The sequence below is a fragment of the Microbacterium sp. ARD32 genome (assembly GCF_031844385.1).
Classification (GTDB): Bacteria; Actinomycetota; Actinomycetes; order Actinomycetales; family Microbacteriaceae; genus Microbacterium.
This window is the reverse complement of record NZ_JAUZVD010000001.1, coordinates 879,226-902,479: the sequence shown is the minus strand read 5'-3', so window position 1 is coordinate 902,479 and position 23,254 is coordinate 879,226. Positions and strand designations below refer to the sequence as shown.

Below are 23,254 nucleotides of genomic sequence, written 5' to 3'. Positions count from 1 at the left end.
CGTCAGCGGCCGGCGCGTCAGCGCCCGTGGCCGCGACGCGTGGCGTCCTGCACCTCGCCGACGAGCTCCTCCAGGATGTCCTCCAGGAACAGCACCGCGGTCGTCTCGCCACGGGCATCCCGGACCTTCGCCAGATGCCTCCCGGCACGGCGCATGGCGGCCAGCGCGTCCTCCAGGTCGGTCTCCTCCTGCACGGGCACCATGTGATGGATGCGCTTGGCCGGCAGCGGGGCGTGGGCATGGCCGTCGGCATCCTCCCCCGCTCGCAGCACGTCCTTCAGGTGCACGTAGCCGATCGCGGCGCCCTGGTCGTCGACGATCACGTACCGGGAGAAGCCGTAGCGCGCCACCGCCTTCTCCACCTCGTCGGGCGTCGCCGAGTCGGGGAGCGTGACCAGCTCGGCCAGCGGCACGGCGATCTCACGCGCCTTCTTGTCGGTGAACTCCACTGCTGCCGCTACCGCGCCCGACGTGTCGGTGAGCACGCCCTCACGACGTGAGCGGTCCACGATCGTGGCGACCTCCTCGATCGTGAACGTCGAGGCCGCCTCGTTCTTCGGCTCCACGCGGAACAGCCGCAGGAACAGATTCGCCGAGCCGTTCAGCAGCGCGATCACGTGCCGGAACGCGCGCGATACCCACACCAGGGGCGGTGCGAGGATCAGCACCGCGCGGTCGGGGACCGAGAACGCCAGGTTCTTCGGCACCATCTCGCCGAACACGACGTGCAGGAAGGACACCAGGGCGAGGGTGATCACGAAGGCGAGCACGGCGATCACCGCCGGGTCCCAGCCCACCGCGTGCATCGGCACCTCGAGCAGATGGTGGATCGCCGGCTCGGAGACGTTCAGGATCAGCAGCGAGCAGATCGTGATCCCCAGCTGCGAGGTCGCCAGCATCAGCGTGGCGTGCTCCATCGCGTACAGGGCCGTCTTCGCCGCACGCGACCCCTGCTCGGCCAGCGGCTCGATCTGCGAGCGGCGCGCGGAGATCACCGCGAACTCGCCGCCGACGAAGAACGCGTTCGCCAGCAGCAGCACGATCAGCCAGACGAGCCCAGCCCAGTCGCTCATCGCCCGACCTCCGTCCCGTCGTCGGATGCCGCGGGCGGATCCGCCACGTAGCGGATGCGATCGACACGACGCCCGTCCATCCGCACGACGGTGAGCGTGCCGGACTCGATCCGCACCTCGTCGCCGAGCGCGGGCACGCGCTCGAGCAGGCTCATCATGTAGCCGCCGACGGTGTCGTACACGTCGCCCTCGGGCACCTCGATGCCGGTGCGCGTGAGCAGCTCGTCCGGGCGCAGCTCGCCGGGGAAGGTGACGGAGTCGACGCGACGGACGATTCCCGCACGCGAACGGTCGTGCTCGTCGAAGACCTCGCCGACGATCTCCTCGATGAGATCCTCCAGCGTCACGATCCCGGCCGTGCCGCCGTACTCGTCGACCACGATCGCCATCTGGTAGCCCTTCGAGCGCAGCTCGGCCACGAGCACGTCCAGATGCACGGTCTCGGGCACGCGCAGCGGTTCGGTGCTCAGAGCGCCGACGGGCACCTCGGCGCGCTTCTCGCGCGGCACCGACACAGCGGCCTTCACGTGCACGACTCCGGTGATGTCGTCGAGATCGTCGTCGTAGACGGGAAAGCGGCTGTGGCCGGTGCTGCGGGCGAGGCGGATGACGTCGTCGGCGGAATCCCCCACCGAGATCGCGTGCATGCTGGGGCGCGCCGTCATGATGTCGTCGGCGGTGAGACGGGCGAAGGTCAGGCTGCGATCCAGCAGCGTGGCGGTGTCCTCCTCGAGCACGCCCTGGCTCGCCGAGCGCCGCACGAGCGAGGACAGCTCCTCAGCGCTGCGGGCGCCGGAGAGCTCCTCCTTCGGCTCGATCCCCATGGCTCGCAGCACCGCGTTCGCACTGCCGTTGAGCAGCACCACCGCCGGCTTGAACACGACGGTGAAGGCGGTCTGGAACGGGATCACGAGCTTGGCCGTCTGCACCGGCAGCGCGAGGGCGAAGTTCTTGGGGACCAGCTCGCCGACGATCATCGACAGGAACGTGGCGATCAGCATGGCGACGGTGACCGAGACCGGCACCGCCGCGGCGTCCGGTACGCCCCACAGCTCCAGCAGGGGTGCGAGCAGATGCGAGATCGCCGGCTCCATCGTGTACCCGGTCAGCAGGGTCGTCAGCGTGATGCCCAGCTGCGCGGCCGACAGGTGCGTCGAGGTGATCTTCAGCGCGCGGATGGTGAGCATCAGCCGGGACTCGCCGCGCGCCTGACGCGCCTCGAGCTCGGCGCGATCGAGATTGACCAGCGCGAACTCACTGGCCACGAACAGGCCGGTCCCGACGATCAGGAGGAGCCCCACGCCCAGCAGCACGAATTCCATCAGCTGACGTCCTCGCTGTGCGCGAGAAGCGGGCGGTGGGGCGAGGGACTGCAAGAAGGAGGGTCGTCCATGGTGGGAAGATCTTACAGAATCCTGCTGTGAGCTGCGCGGCGGCGCGGCTACCAGCTGACCGGGAGCGCCTTGCCCTCCTCGTAGCCGGAGGCCGATTGCAGGCCGACCAGAGCGCGATCGTGGAACTCCGGCACGGTCGACGCACCGGCGTACGTGAAGGAGGACCGCACGCCGGAGGTGATCATGTCGAGCAGATCCTCCACGCCGGGGCGCAGCGGATCCAGGTAGATCATCGATGAGGAGATGCCCTCGGCGAAGAGCTCCTTGCGAGCGCGCTCGTACGCGTCGAGCCGGTCGAACCGCGCCTGCACGGCCTTGGTCGACGCCATCCCCCACGACTCCTTGTACGCGCGTCCCTCGCGGTCGTGCAGCAGCTCGCCCGGCGCCTCGATCGTGCCGGCGAACCACGAGCCGACCATCACGGATGCCGCGCCCGCGGCCAGCGCGAGGGCGACATCGCGGGGGTAGCGCACTCCGCCGTCAGCCCACACGTGCGCACCGAGCCCGGCCGCCGCCTCAGCGGTCTCGAGCACTGCGGAGAACTGCGGGCGCCCGACGGCGGTCATCATGCGCGTCGTGCACATCGCACCGGGTCCGACCCCGACCTTCAGGATGGACGCGCCCGCGCGCACGAGGTCGTGCACGCCGTCGGCGGTGACGATGTTGCCCGCGACCAGCGGAACGCCCAGGTCCAGCCGAGCCACGGTCTCGAGGGCGCGCAGCATCCCCTCCTGATGGCCGTGCGCGGTGTCGATCACGAGCACGTCGACGCCCGCGCCCACCAGTGCGGCGGCCTTGCCCGCGACATCCCCGTTGATCCCGACGGCCGCGGCGACCGCCAGGCGGCCCTCCGCGTCGACCGCAGGGCGGTACAGGCTCGAGCGCAGCGCGGTGCGCGGGGTGAGCGTGCCCACCAGCTGTCCGCGGTCGAGCACCAGCACGATCTCGGCATCCGCCGCGTCGATGGTGTCGAACGCGGCACGGCCCTCTCCGATGTCCTCGGCGGCGAGCGAGACGGGCTCGGCGTGGACGAGGTCTCCGAGCGCGGCGTCCGGCAGCGCCGTCGCCAGGCGCGGTGCCGGCAGGATGCCGAGCACGTCGGCGCGCGTCAGCGGCTCACCGCCGCGCTGCTCGGCGACGACCACGCCGTGGCCGGGCAGCGCGGGCAGCAGTCGCAGCGCGTCGGCGACGCTGGCGCGCGGCGAGAGCACGAGCGGGGTGTCCCAGCGCACCGGCTGGCGCTTGACCCAGCGGATCGCGCCGTCGAGCTCCTGCAGCGGCAGATCCTGAGGAAGCACTCCGAGTCCGCCGCGCCTGGCGAGGGTCGCGGCCAGTCGGGGGCCGGTCACCGAGTTCATGTTCGAGGCCACCAGCGGGATGGTCGCCGGCGTGCCGTCCTGCGGGGCGAGATCCACCACCAGACGGCTGGACACGGCCGACCGCCGCGGCACCAGGAACACATCCGAATAGGTCAGGTCGACGGCGGGCTGCGAGCCGGAGAACTTCATATCGTCACGCTACCCCCTGGCGATCGCCGAACCGCCTGACAGCACGGCTTTCCGCATCGGGAATGGCATTAGGCTTGTAGGCAGTTACAGACGTGCGACCCGACGCGTTCTCGCCGACGAGCCGCACGCACATCTTCAGCGATGAGAGTAGGCGGTAGAGCGTGTCGAACCAGGTGACCGGCGTCGGGGGCGACGGGGGGTTCGGAGCCAATTCGTGGCTCGTGGACGAGCTGTACGAGCAGTTCAAGCAGGATCGCGACTCGGTCGACAAGGAGTGGTGGCCCGTCCTGGAGAACTACACCCCGGATGCCGCCGCGACGCAGCCGCCCGCCACGACGAGCCCGGTGACCGCGCCCGTCCCCGTGATCGGCGCGCAGCCGGTCGCGCGCACCACGGCCAAGCCGGCCAAGCAGGCGCCGATCCCCGCGCAGGCGCCGAAGCCGCAGACGAAGGATGACGACGCCGTCGCCGAGGAGGACGAGGACAGGGTCACGCCGCTGCGCGGCATGCCGAAGACCCTCGCGGCGAACATGGACCAGTCGCTGACGGTCCCGACCGCCACCAGTGCGCGCACCGTGCCCGCCAAGCTGATGATCGACAACCGGATCGTCATCAACAACCACATGTCCCGCACGCGGGGCGGCAAGGTCTCCTTCACGCACCTGATCGGCTGGGCGCTGATCAAGACGCTGGGCGAGTTCCCCAGCCAGAACGTCTTCTACGCCGAGATCGACGGCAAGCCCTCGGTGGTGGCCCCCGCCCACGTGAACCTGGGCATCGCGGTCGACGTGCCCAAGCCGGACGGCACCCGCGCGCTGCTGGTCCCCAGCATCAAGCGCGCCGACAAGCTGTCCTTCAGCGAGTACCTCGCCGCGTACGAGGACATCATCGCCCGCGCCCGCGGCAACAAGCTCACCGCCGCCGACTTCGCCGGCACCACCGTCTCGCTCACCAACCCGGGGGGCATCGGCACCGTGCACTCGGTGCCGCGGCTGATGAAGGGCCAGGGCTGCATCATCGGCGCCGGAGCGCTGAACTACCCCGCCGAGTTCCAGGGCTCCAGCGAGAAGGTGCTCACCCAGCTGGGCATCGGCAAGGTCATCACGCTGACCAGCACCTACGACCACCGGGTGATCCAGGGCGCCGGCTCCGGCGAGTTCCTCAAGAAGGTGCACGAGCTGCTGATCGGCGAGCGCGGCTTCTACGACGAGATCTTCGCCGCCCTGCGCATCCCGTACCAGCCGATCCGCTGGAACGAGGACATCGCCGTCGACCTCGCCGAGCGCGTGGACAAGCAGTCCCGCGTGCAGGAGCTGATCAACTCCTACCGCGTGCGCGGCCACCTGATGGCCGACATCGACCCGCTCGAGTACGTGCAGCGCTCGCACCCCGACCTCGAGATCGAGAGCCACGGCCTGACCTTCTGGGATCTCGACCGCGAGTTCGTCACCGGCGGCTTCGGCGGCAAGCGCGTGATGAAGCTGCGCGAGATCCTCGGCGTGCTGCGCGACTCGTACTGCCGCACGCTCGGCATCGAGTACATGCACATCCAGGACCCCGACCAGCGGCGCTGGTTCCAGGAGAAGCTCGAGGTCAAGTACGTCAAGCCGGGCCACGACGAGCAGCTGCGCGTGCTCAGCAAGCTGAACGAGGCCGAGGCGTTCGAGACGTTCCTGCAGACCAAGTTCGTGGGCCAGAAGCGCTTCTCGCTCGAGGGCGGCGAGTCGCTGATCCCGCTGCTCGACGAGATCCTGCAGGGCGCGGCGAACGCGGGCCTGGACGGCGCTGCGATCGGCATGGCGCACCGCGGCCGGCTGAACGTGCTCACCAACATCGCGGGCAAGACCTACGGTCAGGTGTTCCGCGAGTTCGAGGGCTCGCTGACTCCGGGCAACCAGCGCGGCTCCGGCGACGTGAAGTACCACCTCGGCACCCAGGGCACCTTCGTCGCCGAGGACGGCGCCGAGCTGCCGGTGTACCTGGCGGCGAACCCCTCGCACCTGGAGACCGTCGACGGCGTGCTCGAGGGGATCGTGCGCGCCAAGCAGGACCGCAAGCCGATCGGGACGTTCGCCTGGCTGCCGATCCTCGTGCACGGCGATGCCGCCTTCGCCGGTCAGGGCGTCGTCGTCGAGACGCTGCAGATGTCGCAGCTGCGCGGCTACCGCACCGGCGGAACCGTGCACGTCGTCGTCAACAACCAGGTGGGCTTCACCACCCTGCCCAACGATTCGCGCTCCTCGGTGTACGCGACCGACGTCGCCAAGACCATCCAGGCACCGGTCTTCCACGTGAACGGCGACGATCCGGAATCGGTGATCCACGTGGCGCAGCTGGCGTTCGAGTATCGCGAGCGCTTCCACCGCGACGTGGTCATCGACCTGGTCTGCTACCGGCGCCGCGGGCACAACGAGGGCGATGACCCGTCGATGACGCAGCCGCTGATGACCGACCTGATCCAGGCCAAGCGCTCGGTGCGCAAGCTGTACACCGAGGCGCTGGTGGGTCGCGGCGACATCACCGAGGAGGAGTACGACAAGGCGAAGGCCGACTTCCAGAACCGGCTCGAGATCGCGTTCGCCGAGACGCACGCCGCTGAGACCGGCGCCACGCCGATCGCCCCGGAGCTGTCGCCCGTGGACGCGCAGATCGGCGAGCCGGACGTGACCGGCGTGCCGCTGGAGGTCGTGCACCTCATCGGCGACGCGCACGCGAACAAGCCCGACGGCTTCACCGTGCACTCCAAGCTGCAGCAGGCCCTCGACAAGCGCGTGACGATGAGTCGCGAAGGCGGCATCGACTGGGGCTTCGGCGAGCTGCTCGCCTTCGGCTCGCTGCTCGTGGAGGGCACGCCCGTGCGCCTCGCCGGTCAGGACTCCCGTCGCGGGACGTTCGTGCAGCGTCACGCGGTGCTGCACGATCGCAGCAACGGCCAGGAATGGCTGCCGCTGACGAACCTCTCCGCCAACCAGGGTCGCTTCTTCGTCTACGACTCGCTGCTCAGCGAGTACGCGGCGCTCGCCTTCGAGTACGGCTACTCGGTGGAGAACACCGAGGCGCTGGTGCTGTGGGAGGCGCAGTTCGGCGACTTCGTCAACGGCGCCCAGTCGGTGATCGACGAGTACGTCTCGGCCGCCGAGCAGAAGTGGGGTCAGCAGTCCGGCGTCGTCATGCTGCTGCCGCACGGCTACGAGGGTCAGGGTCCCGACCACTCCTCCGCCCGGATGGAGCGCTTCCTGCAGCTGTGCGCGCAGGAGAACATGATCGTCGCGCGGCCGTCGACGCCGGCTTCCTACTTCCACCTGCTGCGCCGCCAGGCGTACGCCCGTCCGCGCAAGCCGCTGATCGTCTTCACGCCGAAGGCGATGCTGCGCCTGCGCGGGGCTACCAGCCGGGTCGAGGACTTCACGCAGGGCCGCTTCGAGCCGGTGATCGACGACGACCGCTCCCTCGAGCGCGCCGCCGTCAAGCGCGTGGTCGTCCACTCCGGCAAGATCCACTGGGACCTGGCCAGCGAGCTCGAGAAGAACCCGAATCCCGAGATCGCCCTGGTGCGGCTCGAGCAGTTCTACCCGACGCCGATCGACGCGCTCAAGCAGATCACCGACTCCTACCCGAACGCGGAGCTGGTGTGGGCGCAGGACGAGCCGGAGAACCAGGGCGCGTGGCCCTTCCTCGCGCTCGCCTTCGCCGATGTCCCCGGAGATCGTCAGTTCCGGGTGTTCTCACGGCCGGCATCCGCGTCGCCCTCCACGGGCTCGTCGAAGGTGCACGCCGCGGAGCAGTCGGCGCTGCTCAAGCAGGTGCTGACACTGAGCTGATCCGCCGTCCCGAGAACGCGGATGCCGTCCCCGTCGCCGGGGGCGGCATCCGCGTCTGCGGTGCGGGGCCGCCGCAGCGCGTCAGCACCGGCTGCCCCGTCAGCACCCGCCGCAGCCGGTCAGTACCAGATACCGAGTGTCGGGGCGGGGTCGGCGAGGAACGCGCGACTGACGGCGGCCACGGTCTCGGCGTCGCCCCGCACCCGCCCGGCGGATGCCAGTCGGGTCAGCGGCACTCCCCCGGCGTAGATCGCAGACAGCTCGGCGATGCCCAGTTCGAGATCGGGCGCCGCATCGTCGCGTTCGACGGATGCCGCGCCCGACTCGTCGACCGCGATCCGCCAGCTGCCGCCGGCCAGCCCCAGCGGATCGTCCACGCGGATCACGGCATCTGCCGGTGCCGCGTAGGTGCGGGACGTCAGCGCGGCCGGCACATCCAGGATGCGCAGCCAGCCGTGATCGTGCACCTCGGCCTTCACGGCGCGCTGATCGGCCACGAGCCAGGGCAGCGGGTCATCGACCGGGCGCAGGTCCACGTGCGCCCGCAGCACGAGGTCGTGCTGGATCACGAACTGCCAGAGGGCTCGCAGCGCCTCATCGGTCGTCGTGATCAGCGCGCGGATCTTCAGCTCGGACCGGAAGGTCCCGCTCACCTCGGAGAGGGTGAACGCCATGGCTCCGCGCACCACGCCCTCCGCATCCACGTAGCGAACGCCGCGCACCGCGGCGGCGCTCCGGTCGCCCTCGGCCAGGCCCGCTGAGCGCAGCCACCGCCCGCGCCAGCCCGCGATCTGGCCGGAGCGCAACCGGCGCGCCTCGTCGTGCAGCCGGTCGAGCTCGTCGACGAGCATGGGCTTGTCCGTGTACAGCAGCCTGCCGGGCACGGGCGCTCCCGCCCAGCCGGCCTGCGGGGTCTCGATCGTCAGGCGCGCCACCGGGATGGCGGAGGCGAAGCCGTAGCGACCGTAGATCGTCGCCTCCGAGACCGTCAGCCCCGCGACGGCGATCCCCGCGTCGGCCGCGGCGCGCAGCTCGCCCTCCAGGAGGTTGCGCGCGATGCCGCGGCGCCGGTGCGTTCCGGCCACCGTGACCGAGCTGATCGCCCACATGTCGACTTCACCGCCGGGCACGGTGAGCGGAGTCACCCAGCTGTTGACGGTCGCGACCGGCCAGGCCCCGGCGGACGGGTCGTACACGCCGACGTTGCGGCGGTCGCGCATGTGCTCCCGCTGCTGCGCGAGGGATGCCTGCGTCGGGTCGTCGTCGAGGAAGCCGCGCGCATCGGCGTGCAGGAAGCCGTCCAGATCGGCATCCGATGACGCGTCCACGAGGCGGTACTCCAGGCCGAGCTCGGCGAGCCGACTGTGCGATCGCCGATCGACGGCGGGAATGCGTTCGTTCGATGCGCTCATCGTCCCAGCCTACGTGCGTTCACGCGGCACGCCGGGACGAGGGCGCTGATCGGCCGCCGGGGCGCCGACCGGTCAGTGCGCCGCGGCCGGTCAGTGCGCCGCGGCCTGCGCCTCGCGCAGCCGGGCGAAGACCTGGGCGCGCAGCTCCTCGGGTGCGGTCTCCCTGCAGGCCCTGGCGATCACCTCGGTGAGCGTGGTGGCCACCAGCGCCTCGCTGCGGCACAGCTCGCAGTTCTCCAGATGCTCGCGGATCTCGGAGTGCTCCGTCGTGCAGATCTCGTTGCGGAGGTACTCCTCCAGGTCCTTCCGCGCTTTCTCGCAGCCGCAGTCCGTCATCTCCTGCTCCTCGGTTCGGCCGCGACGATGCCTCGTTCGGCGGCGTAGTCTGCCAGCAGCTCCCGCAGCATCCGTCTGCCACGGTGCAGACGGCTCATCACGGTGCCGATGGGGGTCTTCATGATGTCGGCGATCTCCTGGTACGCGAAGCCCTCGACATCCGCGAGGTACACGGCCAGGCGGAAGTCCTCCGGTACCTGCTGCAGCGCGTCCTTCACGGCCGACGCCGGCATCCGGTCGATCGCCTCCGCCTCAGCGGATCTGCTGTGCGACGCGGTGGTCGACTCCGCTCCGCCGAGCTGCCAGTCCTCGAGCTCGTCGATCGTGCCCTGGAACGGCTCGCGCTGGCGCTTGCGGTAGATGTTGATGTAGGTGTTCGTGAGGATGCGGTAGAGCCACGCCTTGAGATTGGTGCCCTGCGCGAACGATGACCACGCCGCATACGCCTTCACGAACGTCTCCTGCACGAGGTCAGCCGCGTCGGCGGGATTGCGCGTCATGCGCATCGCCGCCGCATAGAGCTGATCCATGAAGGGGATCGCCTGCTCCTCGAACTCCCGTCGAGGGTCTGCGGTTGTCGTCTCGTCCATCACCGGCCAGTCTAGGCCGCTGAGCAACTCGTCGACGGTGGGGTTGACGAGCGTCGCAGGGGCGTCGTCGATCATCAGCGTCGCAGGCATGGTGACCTCTTCCTCTCCGCGTGTCGCAGGCTTCACTAGGCTAAGAACCGATGAGCAACGACCGGTATTCCCCCGCCCCTGCCCGCGGCGCGTACCGCGCGCCGGAGAGCGGATCGCCCGTGCACGCGTCGGTGACGGTCCCGGGCTCGAAGTCCCTGACCAACCGCGAGCTGATGATCGCCGCGATCGCCGACGGACCGGGGCGGCTGCTGCGACCGCTGCACTCCGACGACTCCCGACGCATGATCGAGGCGCTGCGGCTGCTCGGCGTCGGGATCGAGGAGGTGCCATCGGACGGCGAATTCGGCCCCGATCTGCTCGTCACACCGGCGCACCTGACCGGTGGGACGACCATCGACTGCGGCCAGGCCGGAACCGTGATGCGGTTCATCGCACCGCTGGCGGGGCTGGCGGCCGAGGATGTGCATCTGACAGCCGACGAGAACGCGCTGCACCGCCCGATGGGCACCCTGATCACCGCGCTCCGCGACCTGGGGGTGGACGTCGACGACGAGGGCACCTGGTCGCTGCCGTTCACCGTGCGCGGGCGCGGGCGCATCCGCGGGGGCCGCGTGGAGATCGACGCCTCGGGGTCCAGCCAGTTCGTGTCGGGGCTGCTGCTGGCGGCGCCGCGATTCGACGTCGGGCTGCATCTCGTGCACACCGGCGAGCACCTGCCCAGCCTGCCGCACATCGACATGACGATCGAGTCGCTCAGCCGGCGCGGCATCCGCATCGAGCGCCCGGCGGTCGGCGAGTGGCTGGTCGAGGCCGGCGTGCCGCGGGCCAAGGACGTCGCGATCGAGCCTGACCTCTCCAACGCGGCACCGTTCCTGGGCGCCGCCATGCTCACCGGCGGAGAGGTCTCGATCAGTGGATGGCCGCTGCACTCCACGCAGCCGGGTGCACTGCTCCCGGAGATCCTGCACGCCATGGGTGCGCACACCGGCCGGCACGCCGGTGCGCTCACGGTGAGAGCGGGCGACGGCATCCGCGGGCTGGAGCTCGACCTGTCCGCGGCGAGCGAGCTGACCCCGACGATCGCCGGGCTCGCGGCATTCGCCGACGGGCCGACGACCATCCGCGGCGTCGCTCACATCCGCACGCACGAGACGGACCGCATCTCGGCGCTGGCGGGCAATCTGCGCGCGCTCGGCGGCGAGGTCGAGGAGCTGGCCGACGGTCTGCGCATCACCCCGCGGCGCCTGCAGGGCGGGAGCTGGCCTGCGCACCACGATCACCGGATGGCGACCACCGGCGCCCTGGTCGGCCTGCGGACGCCGGGCGTGGAGATCGATGACATCGGAACGACCGCCAAGACGCTCCCCGAGTTCACCCTGCTGTGGGAGCGGATGCTGACGGGCGCCACCGCGTGAGCTGGCTGGGCGGCGACGACGAGCTCGACGACTTCGAGGAGTACGACGAGAGCAGCATCCGCACCCGCCCGAATCCGAAGGCGAACCGGCCGCGCACCAAGCGCCGGCCCGCGCACGAGGATGCCGTCGTCGGCCGTGTGCTGGGAGTGGATCGCGGTCGCTACAGCGTGCTGATCGCCGAGGACCGGCCTGACGAGCACACCGTGATCGCCGCCCGCGCCCGCGAGCTGCGCCGCACTCCGATCGTGACGGGAGACCGCGCCCGCGTGGTCGGCGACACGACCGGCGATCAGGGAACGCTCTCGCGCATCGTGGGCATCGTCGAGCGCACCTCGCTGCTGCGACGCAGCGCCGACGACACCGATCAGGTGGAGCGGGTGATCGTCGCCAACGCCGATCAGATGCTGATCGTCGTCGCCGCCGCCGATCCCGAGCCGCGGGAACGACTCGTGGACCGCTATCTGGTCGCGGCGCTGGATGCCGGCATCCGCCCGCTCCTGGTGGTGACCAAGACCGACCTCGCCGATCCGTCGGCCTTCCTGTCCCACTTCGACGGGCTCGGGCTCACGGTGTTCTCCAGCGCCCGCGGGCGCATGCCGGTCGATGAGATCGGAGCCGAGCTGATCGGCCACTCCACCGTGTTCGTCGGGCACTCCGGCGTCGGGAAGTCGACCCTCGTGAATGCCCTGGTGCCCAGCGCAGGACGCGCCACCGGGCACGTGAACGAGGTCACCGGTCGCGGACGGCACACCTCCTCGTCCACGGTGTCGCTGCGATACACCTCGGCCGCGGGACGGGGCTGGGTGATCGACACGCCGGGCGTGCGCTCGTTCGGCCTCGGGCACGTCGACCGCGCCAACATCCTCGCGGCGTACACCGAGCTCGCCGAGATCGCCGAGGACTGCCCGCGCGGCTGCACCCACCTGCCCGACGCCGACGACTGCGCGCTCAACCTCGCAGCGCGCGCGGGCGCGCTGGGCGAGACGGGGCGCTCTCGCTTGGAATCGCTGCAGCGGCTGCTGCAGACCTTCGGCGGATAGGCTGGTGACGTGACCACCACGCGCCTGGAACCCGGTACCCCCGCACCCGACTTCTCCCTGCTCGACCAGGACGGTCGACGCGTCTCGCTCGCCGACCATCGCGGCGAGAAGGTCATCCTGTACTTCTACCCCGCGGCGATGACACCGGGGTGCACGACGCAGGCGTGCGACTTCCGCGACAGCATCTCCTCCCTGAAGGGCGCCGGGTACACGGTGATCGGCGTCTCCCGCGACGAGCCCGCGAAGCTGCGCGAGTTCCGCGAGCGGGACGGGCTGGACTTCGAGCTGCTCAGCGACCCCGATCACGCCGTGCACACGGCGTACGGGGTGTGGGGCGAGAAGATGAACTACGGGAAGGTCATCGAGGGCGTGATCCGCTCGACGTTCGTGATCGACGAGCAGGGCGTGGTCGACCTCGCCCAGTACAACGTGAAGGCCACCGGGCACGTGGCACGGCTGCGCAGGACTCTCGGCGTCGACGCCTGATCGGCTCGCGCTGTCGCGGCCTCGTCCGGCTCAGCGGGTGGCCGCCTCAGCGGGCTCCTCCGGCTCAGTCGTCGGACGGTGGCCGCTGCAGCCGCCGGTCCTCCGCGCCCTCGCGGCGCACCGTCGCGATCAGCGCGACCAGGCCCGCCGTCCCGGCGATTCCGAGGACCAGCACGAACGGCCACGGCGTGGGCCGGATGCTGAACGCCGCCAGGGCCAGAGCGATGGCGAGCACCTGGAAGACGATTCCCCCCGAGCGCGCCCAGGAAGCCCTGCGCAGCACACCGAACGCGAAGGCGACCAGCGCGAACGCACCCAGCAGGGTCAGCACGATCAGCGCGATCCCGCTCGCCATCGACGAGGCGTCCCCCGCTCCCAGGGCGAGCAGCTCACTCAGTCCTATCGCCGTGAGCGCGGCGCCCTCCAGGCCGAGGAGCACGGCGGCGACGACGGCGGGTCCGGATCGGCGCATGCGCACTCCTCTCAAGAGTTGTGTGAAAACCCTTGATTTCGCTTGTTTCCTGTAACAGAATAGTCAAAGCCATGTGCTCCCACATCGGAGTGGGGCGGGCGAATCGTCCGCATGACCAGGGTAGCCGACTCCCGATCCGCTCCCCGAACTCGAGTGCCGCGTCTGCGGCCACCACACCGAACACCTAGCTGAGGAGCCATCAATGGACTGGCGCGATAAAGCGGCCTGCCTTACCGTCGACCCCGAACTGTTCTTCCCGGTCGGCAACACCGGACCCGCTGTCGACCAGATCGAGAAGGCGAAGGCCGTCTGCGCCACCTGCACGGTGACCGAGATCTGCCTGCAGTACGCCCTGGAGTCCGGTCAGGACTCGGGCGTGTGGGGCGGCCTCTCCGAGGACGAGCGGCGCGCTCTCAAGCGTCGCGCCGCCCGCGCGCGCCGCGCCGGCTGACCCCGACGTCACGAGCGCCGGCAGGATCCCGTGGATCCGGCCGGCGCTTCTCGCTGTCCGGTCCCGACGCCGTGCCAGGTCGTCGCAGCGGTCAGGGCGCGATCCAGCGCATCGGGATCGCGATGGTCACCTGCGTGCCCTCACCCTCGGCGCCCTTCCAGTCGATCGTGCCGCTGAGCTCGCCCTGGATCAGCGTGCGCACGATCTGCGTGCCCAGGCCCTGCCCCACGCGCCCCTCGGCCAGTCCGTGCCCGGTGTCGGTCACGGTGACGGTCAGCAGCTCCGAGGTGCGGGTCGCCTCGATGCGCACGATGCCCTCCTGGCCGGCCAGGCCGTGCTCGACGGCGTTCGTGACGACCTCGGTCAGCGCGAGCGCCAGCGGTGTGGCGTACTCGCTCGGGAGCACGCCGAAGCGCCCTTCCAGCTGCGTGCGCGCACGGGTGTTGGGCGCTGCCGCGACCTCTGCGACGAGCTTGAGCACGCGGTCGAAGACCTCGTCGAAGTCGACGGTCTGCGCCAGGCCGCTGGCGAGGGTGTCGTGCACGACGGCGATCGACTCCACGCGTCGCATCGCCTGCGTCAGCGCCTCGCGCGCGTCGTCGGAGCGCGTGCGGCGGGCCTGGATGCGCAGCAGCGAGGCGACCGTCTGCAGATTGTTCTTCACCCGGTGATGGATCTCGCGGATCGTGGCGTCCTTGGTGATCAGCTCCTGCTCCTGATGGCGCAGCTCGGACACGTCACGGCACAGCACGATCGCGCCGATGCGCGTGCCGTGGTCCTTCAGCGGGATCGCCCGCACCGACACGGTCACCCCGCGGGCCTCCATGTCGGTGCGCCACGGGGCCCGACCGGTCACGACCACCGGCAGCGACTCGTCCACCTGGCGCGAGGGCGGGACGATCCGGGTGGTCACCTCGGCGAGCGACTCCCCCTCGAGCTCGTCGTCGAAGCCCATCCGGTTGAACGCGGAGAGCGCATTGGGGCTCGCGAAGGTGGTGATCCCGTCGACGTCCAGCCGGATCAGGCCGTCGGATGCCCGGGGGGCACCGCGCCGCGGCGCGGTGGGAGCCGAGAGGTCGGGGAACTCCCCTGACGCGATCATCCGGAACAGGTCGTTGGCGCACTCGTCGAAGCTGATCTGCTGCCGGGACGGCATCCGCGCCTCGCCCAGGTTCGTGTGCCGGGTGATCACGCCGATGACCTCGCCGCCGCCGTCCTTGGGGACGATCGGCACCGCGCGCACCCTGGTGGGCGTCTCCTCGAACCAGTCCGGTGAGGACGAGTCCACGATCCCGGCGGTCTCAAAGGCCGACTGCACCTGAGTGCGCCACTGCGGGCGCACCTTCTCCCCCACGATGTCTCGGTAGAAGAGCGTCGCCGCACCGCTGGGCCGGGAGTGGGTGACGGCAGTGAAGGAACCGTCCGCGGATTCGATCCACATCACGATGTCCGCAGAGGCGAGATCGGCCAGCAGCTGACCGTCCCCGGCCAGGCGATGCAGCCACTCGACGTCGGCGTCGTTCAGACGGCCCTGGGCGTGGACGAGATCACTGAGCGTTGACACTCGTTCAGCCTACTGGCGGCGCCGGCGAGCACCGCTCACAGCACGGCGAACGAACTCGCGCGCCACCGGCCGTCCAGGCCCTCCAGGCGCACGGCCACCGCGCGGGTCCGGCCCGGACCTGCCACGATGACGACCGCTTCGATCACGCCGTCGACCGGCTCGCTGGTGCGGATGGACAGGATCTGGAAGCTCGACCTCGCGGGTGCGATGCCGCGGGCGCTGCGTGCCCTGGCCGAGAGATTGGCGCGGGTGGCGAGCGCGCGGAACGCGTCCTCGCTGAGCCAGCGCGCGAGCTGATCGACCTTCCGGCTGCCGGCGAGCACCTCGAGCGCACCGTTCGTCAGACTGCGCAGCAGGGGAACCGGATCGGGAAGCGCGGAGGTGGAGGTCGGCTGCGGTGCGAAGTATTCGGTCAGCGTCGTCGTCATTTTCCGCGATCCCCCCGGGCCGTGGCTGTTCCGTGATGTATGCGTGTCGGTTTCGAACATCAGAAGTACAGCACGCGAGGGGCCGCGTCGGAAGGCTCTCGCGCAGATCTGTGGATAACTCGTACGGCGCATGCACGGTTCGCCTACGCTCGTTCGGGTGGAATGGGATCACCTCTTCGCAGATCTCGAGGGCCAGCTGGCCGCCGAGTGGGAAGCCGAACGCGCGGCGCTGGATGCCGAGTCCGAACGGCTGCGCATCTCGAGGCTGACGATGCGGGACCGCCTGCGCAGCATGGCCGCGGCGGCGGCCCGGATCTCCCTCGAACTCGCCGACGGCAGCCGCTGGGACTGCACGCTGCGCGCCACGGGAGCCGACTGGGCGGGAGTGGCGCTCCCCGCGGATCCACGGCTGCGCATCGTCCCGCTGACGAGCGACGCCGCCATCGACGTCGACCATGGCACGCTGCTCTCCTCGCTGGACGAGGATGCCGCCGGCGACGGCAGCTCCCTGCGCAGCCGGATGACGTTCGGGTTCGTACTCCGCGATCTCGCCCGACGCCGCACCCCGGTGACGGTCGGACATCGCGGCGCCGACCCGCAGCACGGCAGCATCGACAGGGCCGGCGCCGATCACCTGGATCTGGCGCTGCACGATCCGGGCGAGCCGCGGCGGTCCCGCGCCGTGCGCGGCTTCCGCGTGATCCCATTCGACGCGGTCGTGTGGGTACGGGTGGAGAGCGGTCGGACCGCGGCATCCTGAGCCCGCAGGGTCAGCCGCGACGGTAGGGCGTCGTGCCCCACAGCTCCGGGAAGCTGGCCTCGTTCGCCTGGCGCCACAGCGCCTGGCGGCGGGCGTCCTCGGACTGCTCGTCGAGATAGTCGGCCAGACTCGCCTCCTCCACGCGCCAGCGCGGCGGGGAGCCCAGCTGCGACCCGCGCAGACGTCCCTGCTGCACGAGGTCGATGACTTCATCGACCTCGATGCTCAGCAGCTCGGCCACCTGCGAGGGAGCGAGGAAGCGAGGCGCCATGTCGGATGTTTCGGGCATGCATCAATTCTCTCCCGGACCCGCCTCGGCGGGGACTGGGAATCAGCCTTGTGGATAACTTTTCGGGCTCGAACGCGGAATCTGTGACGATGTGTGCATGATCTCCTCGCGCGCACGCCGGCCCTTCTTCGGCGACCTCCGCTTCCTGATCGGGCTCGTCCTCGTCGTGGTGTCGATCGCGGGAGTCTGGCTGCTGGTCTCGTCCTCGCGGCAGACCACGGCCGTGCTGCAGGCGACGCACACCGTGGTGCCGGGGCAGCCGGTCACCTCGGCGGACTTCCAGGTCGTCGAAGTCGGGCTCGGCCCGCTCACCGGGACGTACCTGGCTCCGCAGGACCTGGAACCCGGGGCGGTCGCGACGCGCACGCTGGCGAAGGGCGAGCTCGTCGCCGCGGCCGGGGTCGGCGATGAGAAGGACTCCCGAACGACCACGATCGTGGTCAGCAGCACCGCGATCCCGACCGGCGTCGATGCGGGATCCGTCGTCGAGCTGTGGCAGGCGCCGCTGCTCAAGGATGGCCGCACCCGGGACGAGCCGAGGGTGCTCGTCGGCGACGCCGTGGTGGGCCGCGTCGCCGAGGCCGACGGCATGCTCAGCGAGAGCCGCACGGATGTGGAGGTCGTGGTCGATCGATCGGATGTCGCCGACGTGCTGGCTGCGATCACCGGCGACGCCGTGATCTCGATCGTCCCGGCGGGAGCGGGCTCGTGACGAGCGTCATCCTGTGCGCGCCGGCGCAGGAGGCCGCGATGCTGGCATCCGACCTGGAGCTGGAGGGCGTCGGGGTGCGGCAGCTGCCGGCATCCGATCTCTCCGCCGCGACGCTCGACGGCGCGGACGCGCTGCTCATCGCCGCGACCAGAGCGGTGCTGACCGCGCAGCTGATCGGCGCCTGCGACCGCGCAGGCGTGCGGGTGCTGCCCATAGGCGACGCCGACTCGCGGCTGGCGGCGCAGTTCGGCCTGCCCGCACCGCTGCCCTACGACACTCCGGCCTCCCGCGTGCTCGACGCCCTCTCATCGGCCCCCGCCGCCGCGCCGGCGCGCTCGTCGCGGGTCATCGCCGTGTGGGGTCCGCACGGCGCCCCGGGCCGTTCGACGATCGCCGTGCAGCTCGCCGTGGAGCTGGCGCGCGCCGGACGGCGCACAGCGCTGGTCGATGCCGACGCCGTGGCCCCCTCGATAGCGCTGCAGCTCGGGCTGGGCGACGACGCTCCCGGGCTCGCGGCGGCCTGCCGACGCGCCGAGCTCGGCACGCTGGACACGGCGGAGCTGTCCCGCCTGGCGAGCCCGGTCGAGACCTCCGGCGGCACCGTGGAGGTCCTGAGCGGGCTGAACCGCCCCACGCGCTGGCCCGAGCTGGGTGCGGGCCGCGTGCGCGCCACCCTGGCCGCGTGCCGCATCTGGGTGGACGAGACCGTCGTCGACGTCGCCGCGGAGCTGGACGCCGAGGACGACGAGCTGGATGCCGGCGCGCCGTCCCGTCACGCCGCGACGGCCGCCGCGCTGCTGGAGGCGGATGCGGTGGTCGCGGTGCTCTCCGCCGACCCGCTCGGCGTGAGTCGCTTCGTGCGCGCGCACGCCGAGCTGCGTCACCTGCTGGGCGGAACGCTGGTCACCGTGGTGGCCAACCGCGTGCGACCGGGGCCGCTCGGAATCGACGCGCGCGGGCAGCTGCGGCGCACTCTCGACCGGTTCGCCGGCATCGACGAGGTGGTGTTCGTGCCGGAGGATCAGCGCGCGACGGATGCCGCCGCGCTGCACGCGCGAGCGATCGCGGACGTGGTGCCCCGTTCTCAGCTCGTCGCCGCGGTGCGGCGGATCGCGTCCGGTCTGGGGGCGACGGAGCAGGTCACTGCCGGTAGCTCGCGAGGAAGTTCCCGAGCCGCTCGACGGCGGCGCTGAGCACGCGCGCCTCGGGCAGCGTCACCACCCGCAGGTGGTCGGGCTCGGGCCAGTTGAAGCCCGTCCCCTGCACCAGCAGGATCTTCTCCGAGACGAGCAGATCGTAGACGAGCTTCTCGTCATCGCGGATCTCGTGCACGTTCGGATCCAGCTTCGGGAACGCGTAGAGCGCCCCCTCCGGCTTGACGCAGCTGACGCCGGGGATCGATTCCAGCCCCTGCCAGGCGATGTCGCGCTGCTCGTGCAGCCGGCCCGACGGTGCGATGAGCGCATCGATCGACTGCACGCCGCCCAGTGCGGCCTGCACGGCGTGCTGGGCGGGCACGTTCGGGCACAGCCGGGTGGAGGCGAGCAGCGTGATCCCCTCCAGGAATCCCTTGGCGTGTGCCTTGGGCCCGCTGATCACCAGCCAGCCGGAGCGGTAGCCGGCCACCCGATACGTCTTCGACAGGCCGTTGAAGGTCAGGCACAGCAGATCGGGAGCCAGCGTGGCCGTGGGGATGTGCCGCGCCTGGTCGAACAGGATGCGGTCGTAGATCTCGTCTGAAAGCAGCAGCAACTGGTGCTCGCGGGCGATCTGCACGAGCCCCTCGAGCACCTCGCGGGAGTACACCGCCCCGGTGGGGTTGTTCGGATTGATCACGACGAGCGCCTTGGTCTGCGGCGTCACCTTGGAGCGGATGTCGTCCAGATCCGGCTGCCATCCGTTCTGCTCATCGCACAGGTAGTGCACCGGCGTGCCGCCGGCCAGCGAGGTCATCGCCGTCCACAGCGGATAGTCCGGCGCCGGGATGAGCACCTCGTCGCCCTGGTCCAGCAGCGCCTGCATGACCATCGTGATCAGCTCGGACACGCCGTTGCCCAGGAAGACGTCATCCGGATCGATCCGCGGGAAGCCGGGCGTCTCCTCGTAACGGCTCACCACGGCGCGACGCGCGGAGATGATTCCCTGACTGTCGCTGTAGCCGTGCGCGGTGGGCACGGCCGCGAGCATGTCCCGGACGATCTGGTGGGGGGCCTCGAAGCCGAAGGTGGCGGGATTGCCGGTGTTGAGCTTGAGGATCTGATGGCCCTCCGCCTCCAGGCGCGCAGCCTCGACCAGCGCCTTGCCCCGGATCTCGTACAGGACGTTCTTGAGCTTCGAGGACTGATCGAAGGCGCGCGTGTGGGTCATTCCCCGATTCTAGTGACCGCTCCGAGCGCGTTCCGGCAGGCCGGCACCTCACGCACCGCCCAGGGCGCGGATGTCCTCGTGGCGGAACTCCGTGATCGTTCCGTAGCCCTGGTAGGCGAAGAGCCGGTCGAAATCGGCGTCGTCGTCCACGGGTGGCAGCCCGGGCGCCGCTCCGGGCACGTCAGCGGGCGTAGCGGCCCCCGCAGGGCAGTAGACGAGCATCACTCCGCCGCCCTCCGCACTGGAGGAGGTGCCCTGGATGCAGTCCCCCATCATGGCGTCGAAGACCGTGATGACGCCGTCGTGCGTGCCGGGCGCGACGCGACGGCACCAGTTCCCGTCCGCATGGCACCAGGTGCCCTCGAGGTCCTCCCAGCGCGGCCGCAGAGGCGCGGCGGTGACGTCGACGCCCCAGGGGTCGTCCAGTCGCTCGCCGCTGTAGTCGGTCATCGTCAGCGTGAAGGTGACGACGTCGATCCACTTGAGCGCGTGGAGAACCTTGCCGAACAGCGTCCGTGCATCCTTCGCCTCGAACAGCGCCTTGGTCTTGGGCGAGAACCGCGCGTCCTTGTTGGTCGCGATCTCGGTTGTGACGTCGTCGACCGCCTCAAGGAAGTCCTGATCCACGATCGACTGGAGGCATCCGACGGCCCAGCTCGCGACGGTGGCGGCATCAGCGCCCTCGCCGGGAAGGTTGGCGCCGATGCACTCCCGCACGGCCAGCGCGACGGTCATCCAGACGATCTCGTCGGAGACCACGCCCTCCACGAGGTCGAATGCCATCTTGAGGAGCACGGATGTCGCCAGCTGGAGTTCATCCGGACGGACGAACGAGACCAGCCGCTCCCCCGTGGCCTGCGCCTGCCGCACCTCGCTCTCGGAGACCGAGAACGACATCTCGGTCGTTCCCACGAGCAGGTTCTGGAACGCTCCGACGGGGCCCGCCGGGCCGACGTCGGCCAGCTCCTCCGACAGCAGCTCGCTGAGGGCGGCGACGTCAGCCGTCGCGAGATCGGCCAGATACGACCAGCTCACGTGCGGCTCCAGCCCCGCGGCGAACTGCACCCGGAAGCCGAACCCGCGGTTCGCAGCGGCTTTGATCTGCAGACGCGTGCCGTCCTCGGGATCGACGCCGACACAGCGCAGGACGCTCTGGTTCTCGACCGGAATGCCGTCGAGCTGCGTGATCACTGCCGTGTCGACCCATGCGAGACCGGGCTCCTGAGTCCAGTCGCCCTCGCACTGAGGCGCCTCCGTCTGCAGTCCCAGCAGCAGACCGGCTTGGCGATAGACCCAGGACCCCGGTCCCTTCGCACTCCAGGCAGCCCAGGAGTCCCCGATTCGCGTGCCGACCTCCTTCCACACAGCTCCTGCCGCGTCCCAGCGGTCCTTGACCACGCTCGAGACGTCGTCGAGGAACGTCACGACGATCGACCACATCGACAGGTGCGTCGTCGTGGCGGTCACGGTCCTCCCGTCCGTCTCGGTCTCCACGGGCGTCCAGGAGGCCGTGCCCTCGTCGAAATAGGCGAAGCGCGCCTGTGCCCCCTCGGGTAGTTCGGCCGGCAGCTCGGCCCGCAGGGTTATTCCCTCCGCCGGCATCTCATCGCTCGTGAGCTCCATCGGCCGGAGCATGAAGTAGTCGGTGGGCGCGACGGCGGGCACCGCGCTCTCGTCCGCCGCCATCGCCGCCGAATCCTCCCCGGGGATCTCCGAACGCAGCGCGATATCACTCGTCGTCTCGATCCGCGTCCCTCCGGGCCGCTGATGCGCCTCGCATGCGGTGAGTGCGGTGGCCAGGATCGCCACGCAGGCCATCACGGCCACGGGCTTCAGGAGACGAGGACTCATCATGACCTTCCGTCGAGGGAACAGTGCGGCCGGATCGTCTGCGGCCACCCAGATGCTATTGACGGGCGAAGCGATGCGAAGAGGGATGCGCCGAATCCGGACGACCCCGGACAGCCGCCTCGCACTCTCTTCGGCAGCGGAGCGAAGGGCGATCCGCCGCCGAAGGCGCGTGGGACAGGATCAGCCGGAGCGGCGCGGGCGGAATGCGGCCCGGACCGACGCGGGCACCTCGCTGCCCAGGCGCAGCGGCGCCAGGAGCCTCGCGATCGCCAGTCCGACGAGCCCGGAGATGATCTTGTCGGCGATCGACACGGTGCTGTTCACCGCGAAGGCAGCGGTCCAGAGGTGCTCGGCATCGAGGTTCCACGCGGCGAGCACCGCCTCGCCGGCGTGGCCGGCTGACGCACCGCCGTAGAGCAGGACGTTCAGCGGTGTTCCGATCATCGAGCAGACGATCGCCGTGACCACGGTGATGAGCAGGAAGCACGGGATCGTGCGCGGCAGGCGGCGGATGCCGTGTCCCCACACGACCGCGCCCGCGATGTTGACGAGGGCGAAGAGGACGGTCTCGGGGGTGTCGCTGGCAGCGCCCAGCACGTTCGTCGTGGCTCCGACGAGAGCGCCCCACCAGGGGCCGCACGCGAAGGCCGCAGTCGTCGTGCCGACCATGTCGAGGAACAGCGGCAGGGAGTGCCGTCCCATCACCGTGCCGCCGAAGAGATTCAAGCCGACGCACCCGACGAGCACCGCGACGAGCAGCGCGGTGCGCAGCACGGTCACATCGGGGACGACGTCGTCCGAAGGCGTGGCATGCCCAGGCACGGACGCGGGCGCGGGTGTCATCGCGGGCACGGATGTCGACCCCGTCGCCTGCTCGGTCCTCGCCGTTCGGGAGTCGGCTCGCAGCGCATCCAGACACCGCTGTCGCCAGTGCTGCGCCTCCTCCGGCGTCGCATCCAGAGCGATCGCGATCTCAGCGACCAGACCGGCGTTGATCCGGCGACGCCCCATCCGGAACGCGTCGAACACCGTCGATCGCGCGATGCGCGCTGCGCTGGGCGCCACCCCCTGCGCCTCTCGACCCGCCGCGATGCGCAGCGCCAGCTCGGAATACGAGACCGCGCCCCTCTCGATGCGCAGCGTCTGCAGATCGTTCGCGACCGCATCGAGAGCGGAAGGCGCGCTCGACGCCGATATGCGCACGGATGCCACCTTCACCTCGCTGCGGCCGGAA

At 70.4% G+C, this 23,254-nt stretch carries 21 protein-coding genes; 8 read left to right on the top strand and 13 right to left on the bottom strand.

The features are described from left to right. Positions 1–17: 17 nt before the first annotated feature. The 3 genes from Q9R19_RS04160 to Q9R19_RS04150 all read right to left on the bottom strand — a co-directional run bounded on the left by Q9R19_RS04160 (position 18) and on the right by Q9R19_RS04150 (position 3,975). Positions 18–1,073: a hemolysin family protein gene (locus Q9R19_RS04160; protein ID WP_311255074.1), complete on the bottom strand. Its 1,056-nt coding sequence runs from the start codon at positions 1,071–1,073 to the stop codon at positions 18–20. Further along, on the bottom strand, positions 1,070–2,395 hold the full coding sequence (locus Q9R19_RS04155; protein WP_311255073.1) for a hemolysin family protein: 1,326 nt from the start codon (positions 2,393–2,395) through the stop codon (positions 1,070–1,072). The genes Q9R19_RS04160 and Q9R19_RS04155 overlap by 4 nt, the downstream gene beginning before the upstream one ends. 119 nt (positions 2,396–2,514) lie before the next feature. Further along, positions 2,515–3,975 carry a GuaB1 family IMP dehydrogenase-related protein gene (locus Q9R19_RS04150; RefSeq protein WP_311255072.1) on the bottom strand — a complete coding sequence of 487 codons (1,461 nt, stop codon included), beginning with the start codon at positions 3,973–3,975 and terminating at the stop codon, positions 2,515–2,517. A 161-nt stretch (positions 3,976–4,136) separates the two neighbouring features. Here Q9R19_RS04150 and Q9R19_RS04145 point away from each other — a divergent pair, with 161 nt between their 5' ends. Then, a complete protein-coding gene (locus Q9R19_RS04145) occupies positions 4,137–7,796 on the top strand; it encodes a multifunctional oxoglutarate decarboxylase/oxoglutarate dehydrogenase thiamine pyrophosphate-binding subunit/dihydrolipoyllysine-residue succinyltransferase subunit (protein WP_311255071.1) in 3,660 nt (1,219 codons plus the stop codon). Between the two features lie 119 nt (positions 7,797–7,915). Here Q9R19_RS04145 and Q9R19_RS04140 read toward each other — a convergent pair whose 3' ends face one another. From Q9R19_RS04140 to Q9R19_RS04130, 3 genes are all read right to left on the bottom strand, one after another. Next, positions 7,916–9,208 carry a GNAT family N-acetyltransferase gene (locus Q9R19_RS04140; protein ID WP_311255070.1) on the bottom strand — a complete coding sequence of 431 codons (1,293 nt, stop codon included), beginning with the start codon at positions 9,206–9,208 and terminating at the stop codon, positions 7,916–7,918. 90 nt (positions 9,209–9,298) lie between these two features. Continuing rightward, positions 9,299–9,544, bottom strand: a complete 246-nt coding sequence (locus tag Q9R19_RS04135) for a zf-HC2 domain-containing protein (RefSeq protein WP_311255069.1) — start codon at positions 9,542–9,544, stop codon at positions 9,299–9,301. Further along, the gene (locus Q9R19_RS04130; protein ID WP_311255869.1) at positions 9,541–10,134 is read right to left on the bottom strand and encodes a sigma-70 family RNA polymerase sigma factor; all 594 of its coding nucleotides are present in this window, start codon (positions 10,132–10,134) and stop codon (positions 9,541–9,543) included. Before Q9R19_RS04130 ends, Q9R19_RS04135 begins: the two co-directional genes overlap by 4 nt. 140 nt (positions 10,135–10,274) lie before the next feature. Between Q9R19_RS04130 and aroA the strand changes: the two genes are divergently transcribed. The 3 genes from aroA to bcp are packed head-to-tail and all read left to right on the top strand — an operon-like array spanning position 10,275 to position 13,126. Then, positions 10,275–11,600 carry a 3-phosphoshikimate 1-carboxyvinyltransferase gene (gene aroA / locus Q9R19_RS04125; RefSeq protein ID WP_311255068.1) on the top strand — a complete coding sequence of 442 codons (1,326 nt, stop codon included), beginning with the start codon at positions 10,275–10,277 and terminating at the stop codon, positions 11,598–11,600. After that, the gene (rsgA, locus tag Q9R19_RS04120) at positions 11,597–12,640 is read left to right on the top strand and encodes a ribosome small subunit-dependent GTPase A (protein ID WP_311255067.1); all 1,044 of its coding nucleotides are present in this window, start codon (positions 11,597–11,599) and stop codon (positions 12,638–12,640) included. Before aroA ends, rsgA begins: the two co-directional genes overlap by 4 nt. Positions 12,641–12,649: 9 nt before the next feature. Then, positions 12,650–13,126 (top strand): thioredoxin-dependent thiol peroxidase, encoded by a 477-nt coding sequence (gene bcp, locus Q9R19_RS04115; protein ID WP_311255066.1) that lies wholly within the window; start codon positions 12,650–12,652, stop codon positions 13,124–13,126. A 64-nt stretch (positions 13,127–13,190) separates the two neighbouring features. Here the strand turns inward: bcp and Q9R19_RS04110 are convergent, their stop codons facing one another. Continuing rightward, on the bottom strand, positions 13,191–13,598 hold the full coding sequence (locus Q9R19_RS04110; RefSeq protein WP_311255065.1) for a hypothetical protein: 408 nt from the start codon (positions 13,596–13,598) through the stop codon (positions 13,191–13,193). A 202-nt stretch (positions 13,599–13,800) separates the two neighbouring features. On the opposite strand from Q9R19_RS04110, the gene Q9R19_RS04105 reads away from it, so the two are divergent. After that, positions 13,801–14,049: a WhiB family transcriptional regulator gene (locus Q9R19_RS04105; protein WP_071641453.1), complete on the top strand. Its 249-nt coding sequence runs from the start codon at positions 13,801–13,803 to the stop codon at positions 14,047–14,049. A 91-nt stretch (positions 14,050–14,140) separates the two neighbouring features. On the opposite strand, the gene Q9R19_RS04100 is transcribed toward Q9R19_RS04105, so the two are convergent. Together Q9R19_RS04100 and Q9R19_RS04095 are read right to left on the bottom strand one after the other, a co-directional pair. Then, positions 14,141–15,613: a histidine kinase N-terminal domain-containing protein gene (locus Q9R19_RS04100; RefSeq protein ID WP_311255064.1), complete on the bottom strand. Its 1,473-nt coding sequence runs from the start codon at positions 15,611–15,613 to the stop codon at positions 14,141–14,143. Between the two features lie 35 nt (positions 15,614–15,648). Then, positions 15,649–16,041: an Rv3235 family protein gene (locus Q9R19_RS04095; protein WP_311255063.1), complete on the bottom strand. Its 393-nt coding sequence runs from the start codon at positions 16,039–16,041 to the stop codon at positions 15,649–15,651. 157 nt (positions 16,042–16,198) lie between these two features. Here Q9R19_RS04095 and Q9R19_RS04090 point away from each other — a divergent pair, with 157 nt between their 5' ends. After that, entirely contained in the window at positions 16,199–16,801 is a 603-nt protein-coding gene (locus Q9R19_RS04090) for a hypothetical protein (protein ID WP_311255062.1), read from the top strand. A 10-nt stretch (positions 16,802–16,811) separates the two neighbouring features. On the opposite strand, the gene Q9R19_RS04085 is transcribed toward Q9R19_RS04090, so the two are convergent. Beyond that, complete coding sequence (locus Q9R19_RS04085) at positions 16,812–17,090, bottom strand: helix-turn-helix domain-containing protein (RefSeq protein WP_311255061.1); 279 nt, start codon at positions 17,088–17,090, stop codon at positions 16,812–16,814. Between the two features lie 97 nt (positions 17,091–17,187). Between Q9R19_RS04085 and Q9R19_RS04080 the strand changes: the two genes are divergently transcribed. Both Q9R19_RS04080 and Q9R19_RS04075 read left to right on the top strand, forming a co-directional pair. Continuing rightward, the gene (locus tag Q9R19_RS04080) at positions 17,188–17,802 is read left to right on the top strand and encodes an SAF domain-containing protein (RefSeq protein ID WP_311255060.1); all 615 of its coding nucleotides are present in this window, start codon (positions 17,188–17,190) and stop codon (positions 17,800–17,802) included. After that, positions 17,799–18,995 (top strand): P-loop NTPase, encoded by a 1,197-nt coding sequence (locus tag Q9R19_RS04075; protein ID WP_311255059.1) that lies wholly within the window; start codon positions 17,799–17,801, stop codon positions 18,993–18,995. The genes Q9R19_RS04080 and Q9R19_RS04075 overlap by 4 nt, the downstream gene beginning before the upstream one ends. Here the strand turns inward: Q9R19_RS04075 and Q9R19_RS04070 are convergent. From Q9R19_RS04070 to Q9R19_RS04060, 3 genes are all read right to left on the bottom strand, one after another. Then, the gene (locus Q9R19_RS04070) at positions 18,943–20,169 is read right to left on the bottom strand and encodes a pyridoxal phosphate-dependent aminotransferase (RefSeq protein WP_311255058.1); all 1,227 of its coding nucleotides are present in this window, start codon (positions 20,167–20,169) and stop codon (positions 18,943–18,945) included. The two genes, Q9R19_RS04075 and Q9R19_RS04070, sit on opposite strands and share 53 nt — an antisense overlap. 48 nt (positions 20,170–20,217) lie before the next feature. Further along, positions 20,218–22,020: a hypothetical protein gene (locus Q9R19_RS04065; protein ID WP_311255057.1), complete on the bottom strand. Its 1,803-nt coding sequence runs from the start codon at positions 22,018–22,020 to the stop codon at positions 20,218–20,220. A gap of 180 nt (positions 22,021–22,200) precedes the next feature. Beyond that, complete coding sequence (locus Q9R19_RS04060) at positions 22,201–23,232, bottom strand: hypothetical protein (protein WP_311255056.1); 1,032 nt, start codon at positions 23,230–23,232, stop codon at positions 22,201–22,203. Positions 23,233–23,254: the final 22 nt, after the last annotated feature.

Bases quoted from the DNA above. Each gene is read 5' to 3' on its own strand.
- Q9R19_RS04160 (WP_311255074.1), bottom strand. From the start codon at position 1,073: ATGAGCGACTGGGCTGGGCTCGTCTGGCTGATCGTGCTGCTGCTGGCG.
- Q9R19_RS04155 (WP_311255073.1), bottom strand. From the start codon at position 2,395: ATGGAATTCGTGCTGCTGGGCGTGGGGCTCCTCCTGATCGTCGGGACC.
- Q9R19_RS04150 (WP_311255072.1), bottom strand. From the start codon at position 3,975: ATGAAGTTCTCCGGCTCGCAGCCCGCCGTCGACCTGACCTATTCGGAT.
- Q9R19_RS04140 (WP_311255070.1), bottom strand. From the start codon at position 9,208: ATGAGCGCATCGAACGAACGCATTCCCGCCGTCGATCGGCGATCGCAC.
- Q9R19_RS04135 (WP_311255069.1), bottom strand. From the start codon at position 9,544: ATGACGGACTGCGGCTGCGAGAAAGCGCGGAAGGACCTGGAGGAGTAC.
- Q9R19_RS04130 (WP_311255869.1), bottom strand. From the start codon at position 10,134: ATGGACGAGACGACAACCGCAGACCCTCGACGGGAGTTCGAGGAGCAG.
- aroA (WP_311255068.1), top strand. From the start codon at position 10,275: ATGAGCAACGACCGGTATTCCCCCGCCCCTGCCCGCGGCGCGTACCGC.
- Q9R19_RS04110 (WP_311255065.1), bottom strand. From the start codon at position 13,598: ATGCGCCGATCCGGACCCGCCGTCGTCGCCGCCGTGCTCCTCGGCCTG.
- Q9R19_RS04105 (WP_071641453.1), top strand. From the start codon at position 13,801: ATGGACTGGCGCGATAAAGCGGCCTGCCTTACCGTCGACCCCGAACTG.
- Q9R19_RS04095 (WP_311255063.1), bottom strand. From the start codon at position 16,041: ATGACGACGACGCTGACCGAATACTTCGCACCGCAGCCGACCTCCACC.
- Q9R19_RS04085 (WP_311255061.1), bottom strand. From the start codon at position 17,090: ATGCCCGAAACATCCGACATGGCGCCTCGCTTCCTCGCTCCCTCGCAG.
- Q9R19_RS04080 (WP_311255060.1), top strand. From the start codon at position 17,188: ATGATCTCCTCGCGCGCACGCCGGCCCTTCTTCGGCGACCTCCGCTTC.
- Q9R19_RS04070 (WP_311255058.1), bottom strand. From the start codon at position 20,169: ATGACCCACACGCGCGCCTTCGATCAGTCCTCGAAGCTCAAGAACGTC.
- Q9R19_RS04065 (WP_311255057.1), bottom strand. From the start codon at position 22,020: ATGAGTCCTCGTCTCCTGAAGCCCGTGGCCGTGATGGCCTGCGTGGCG.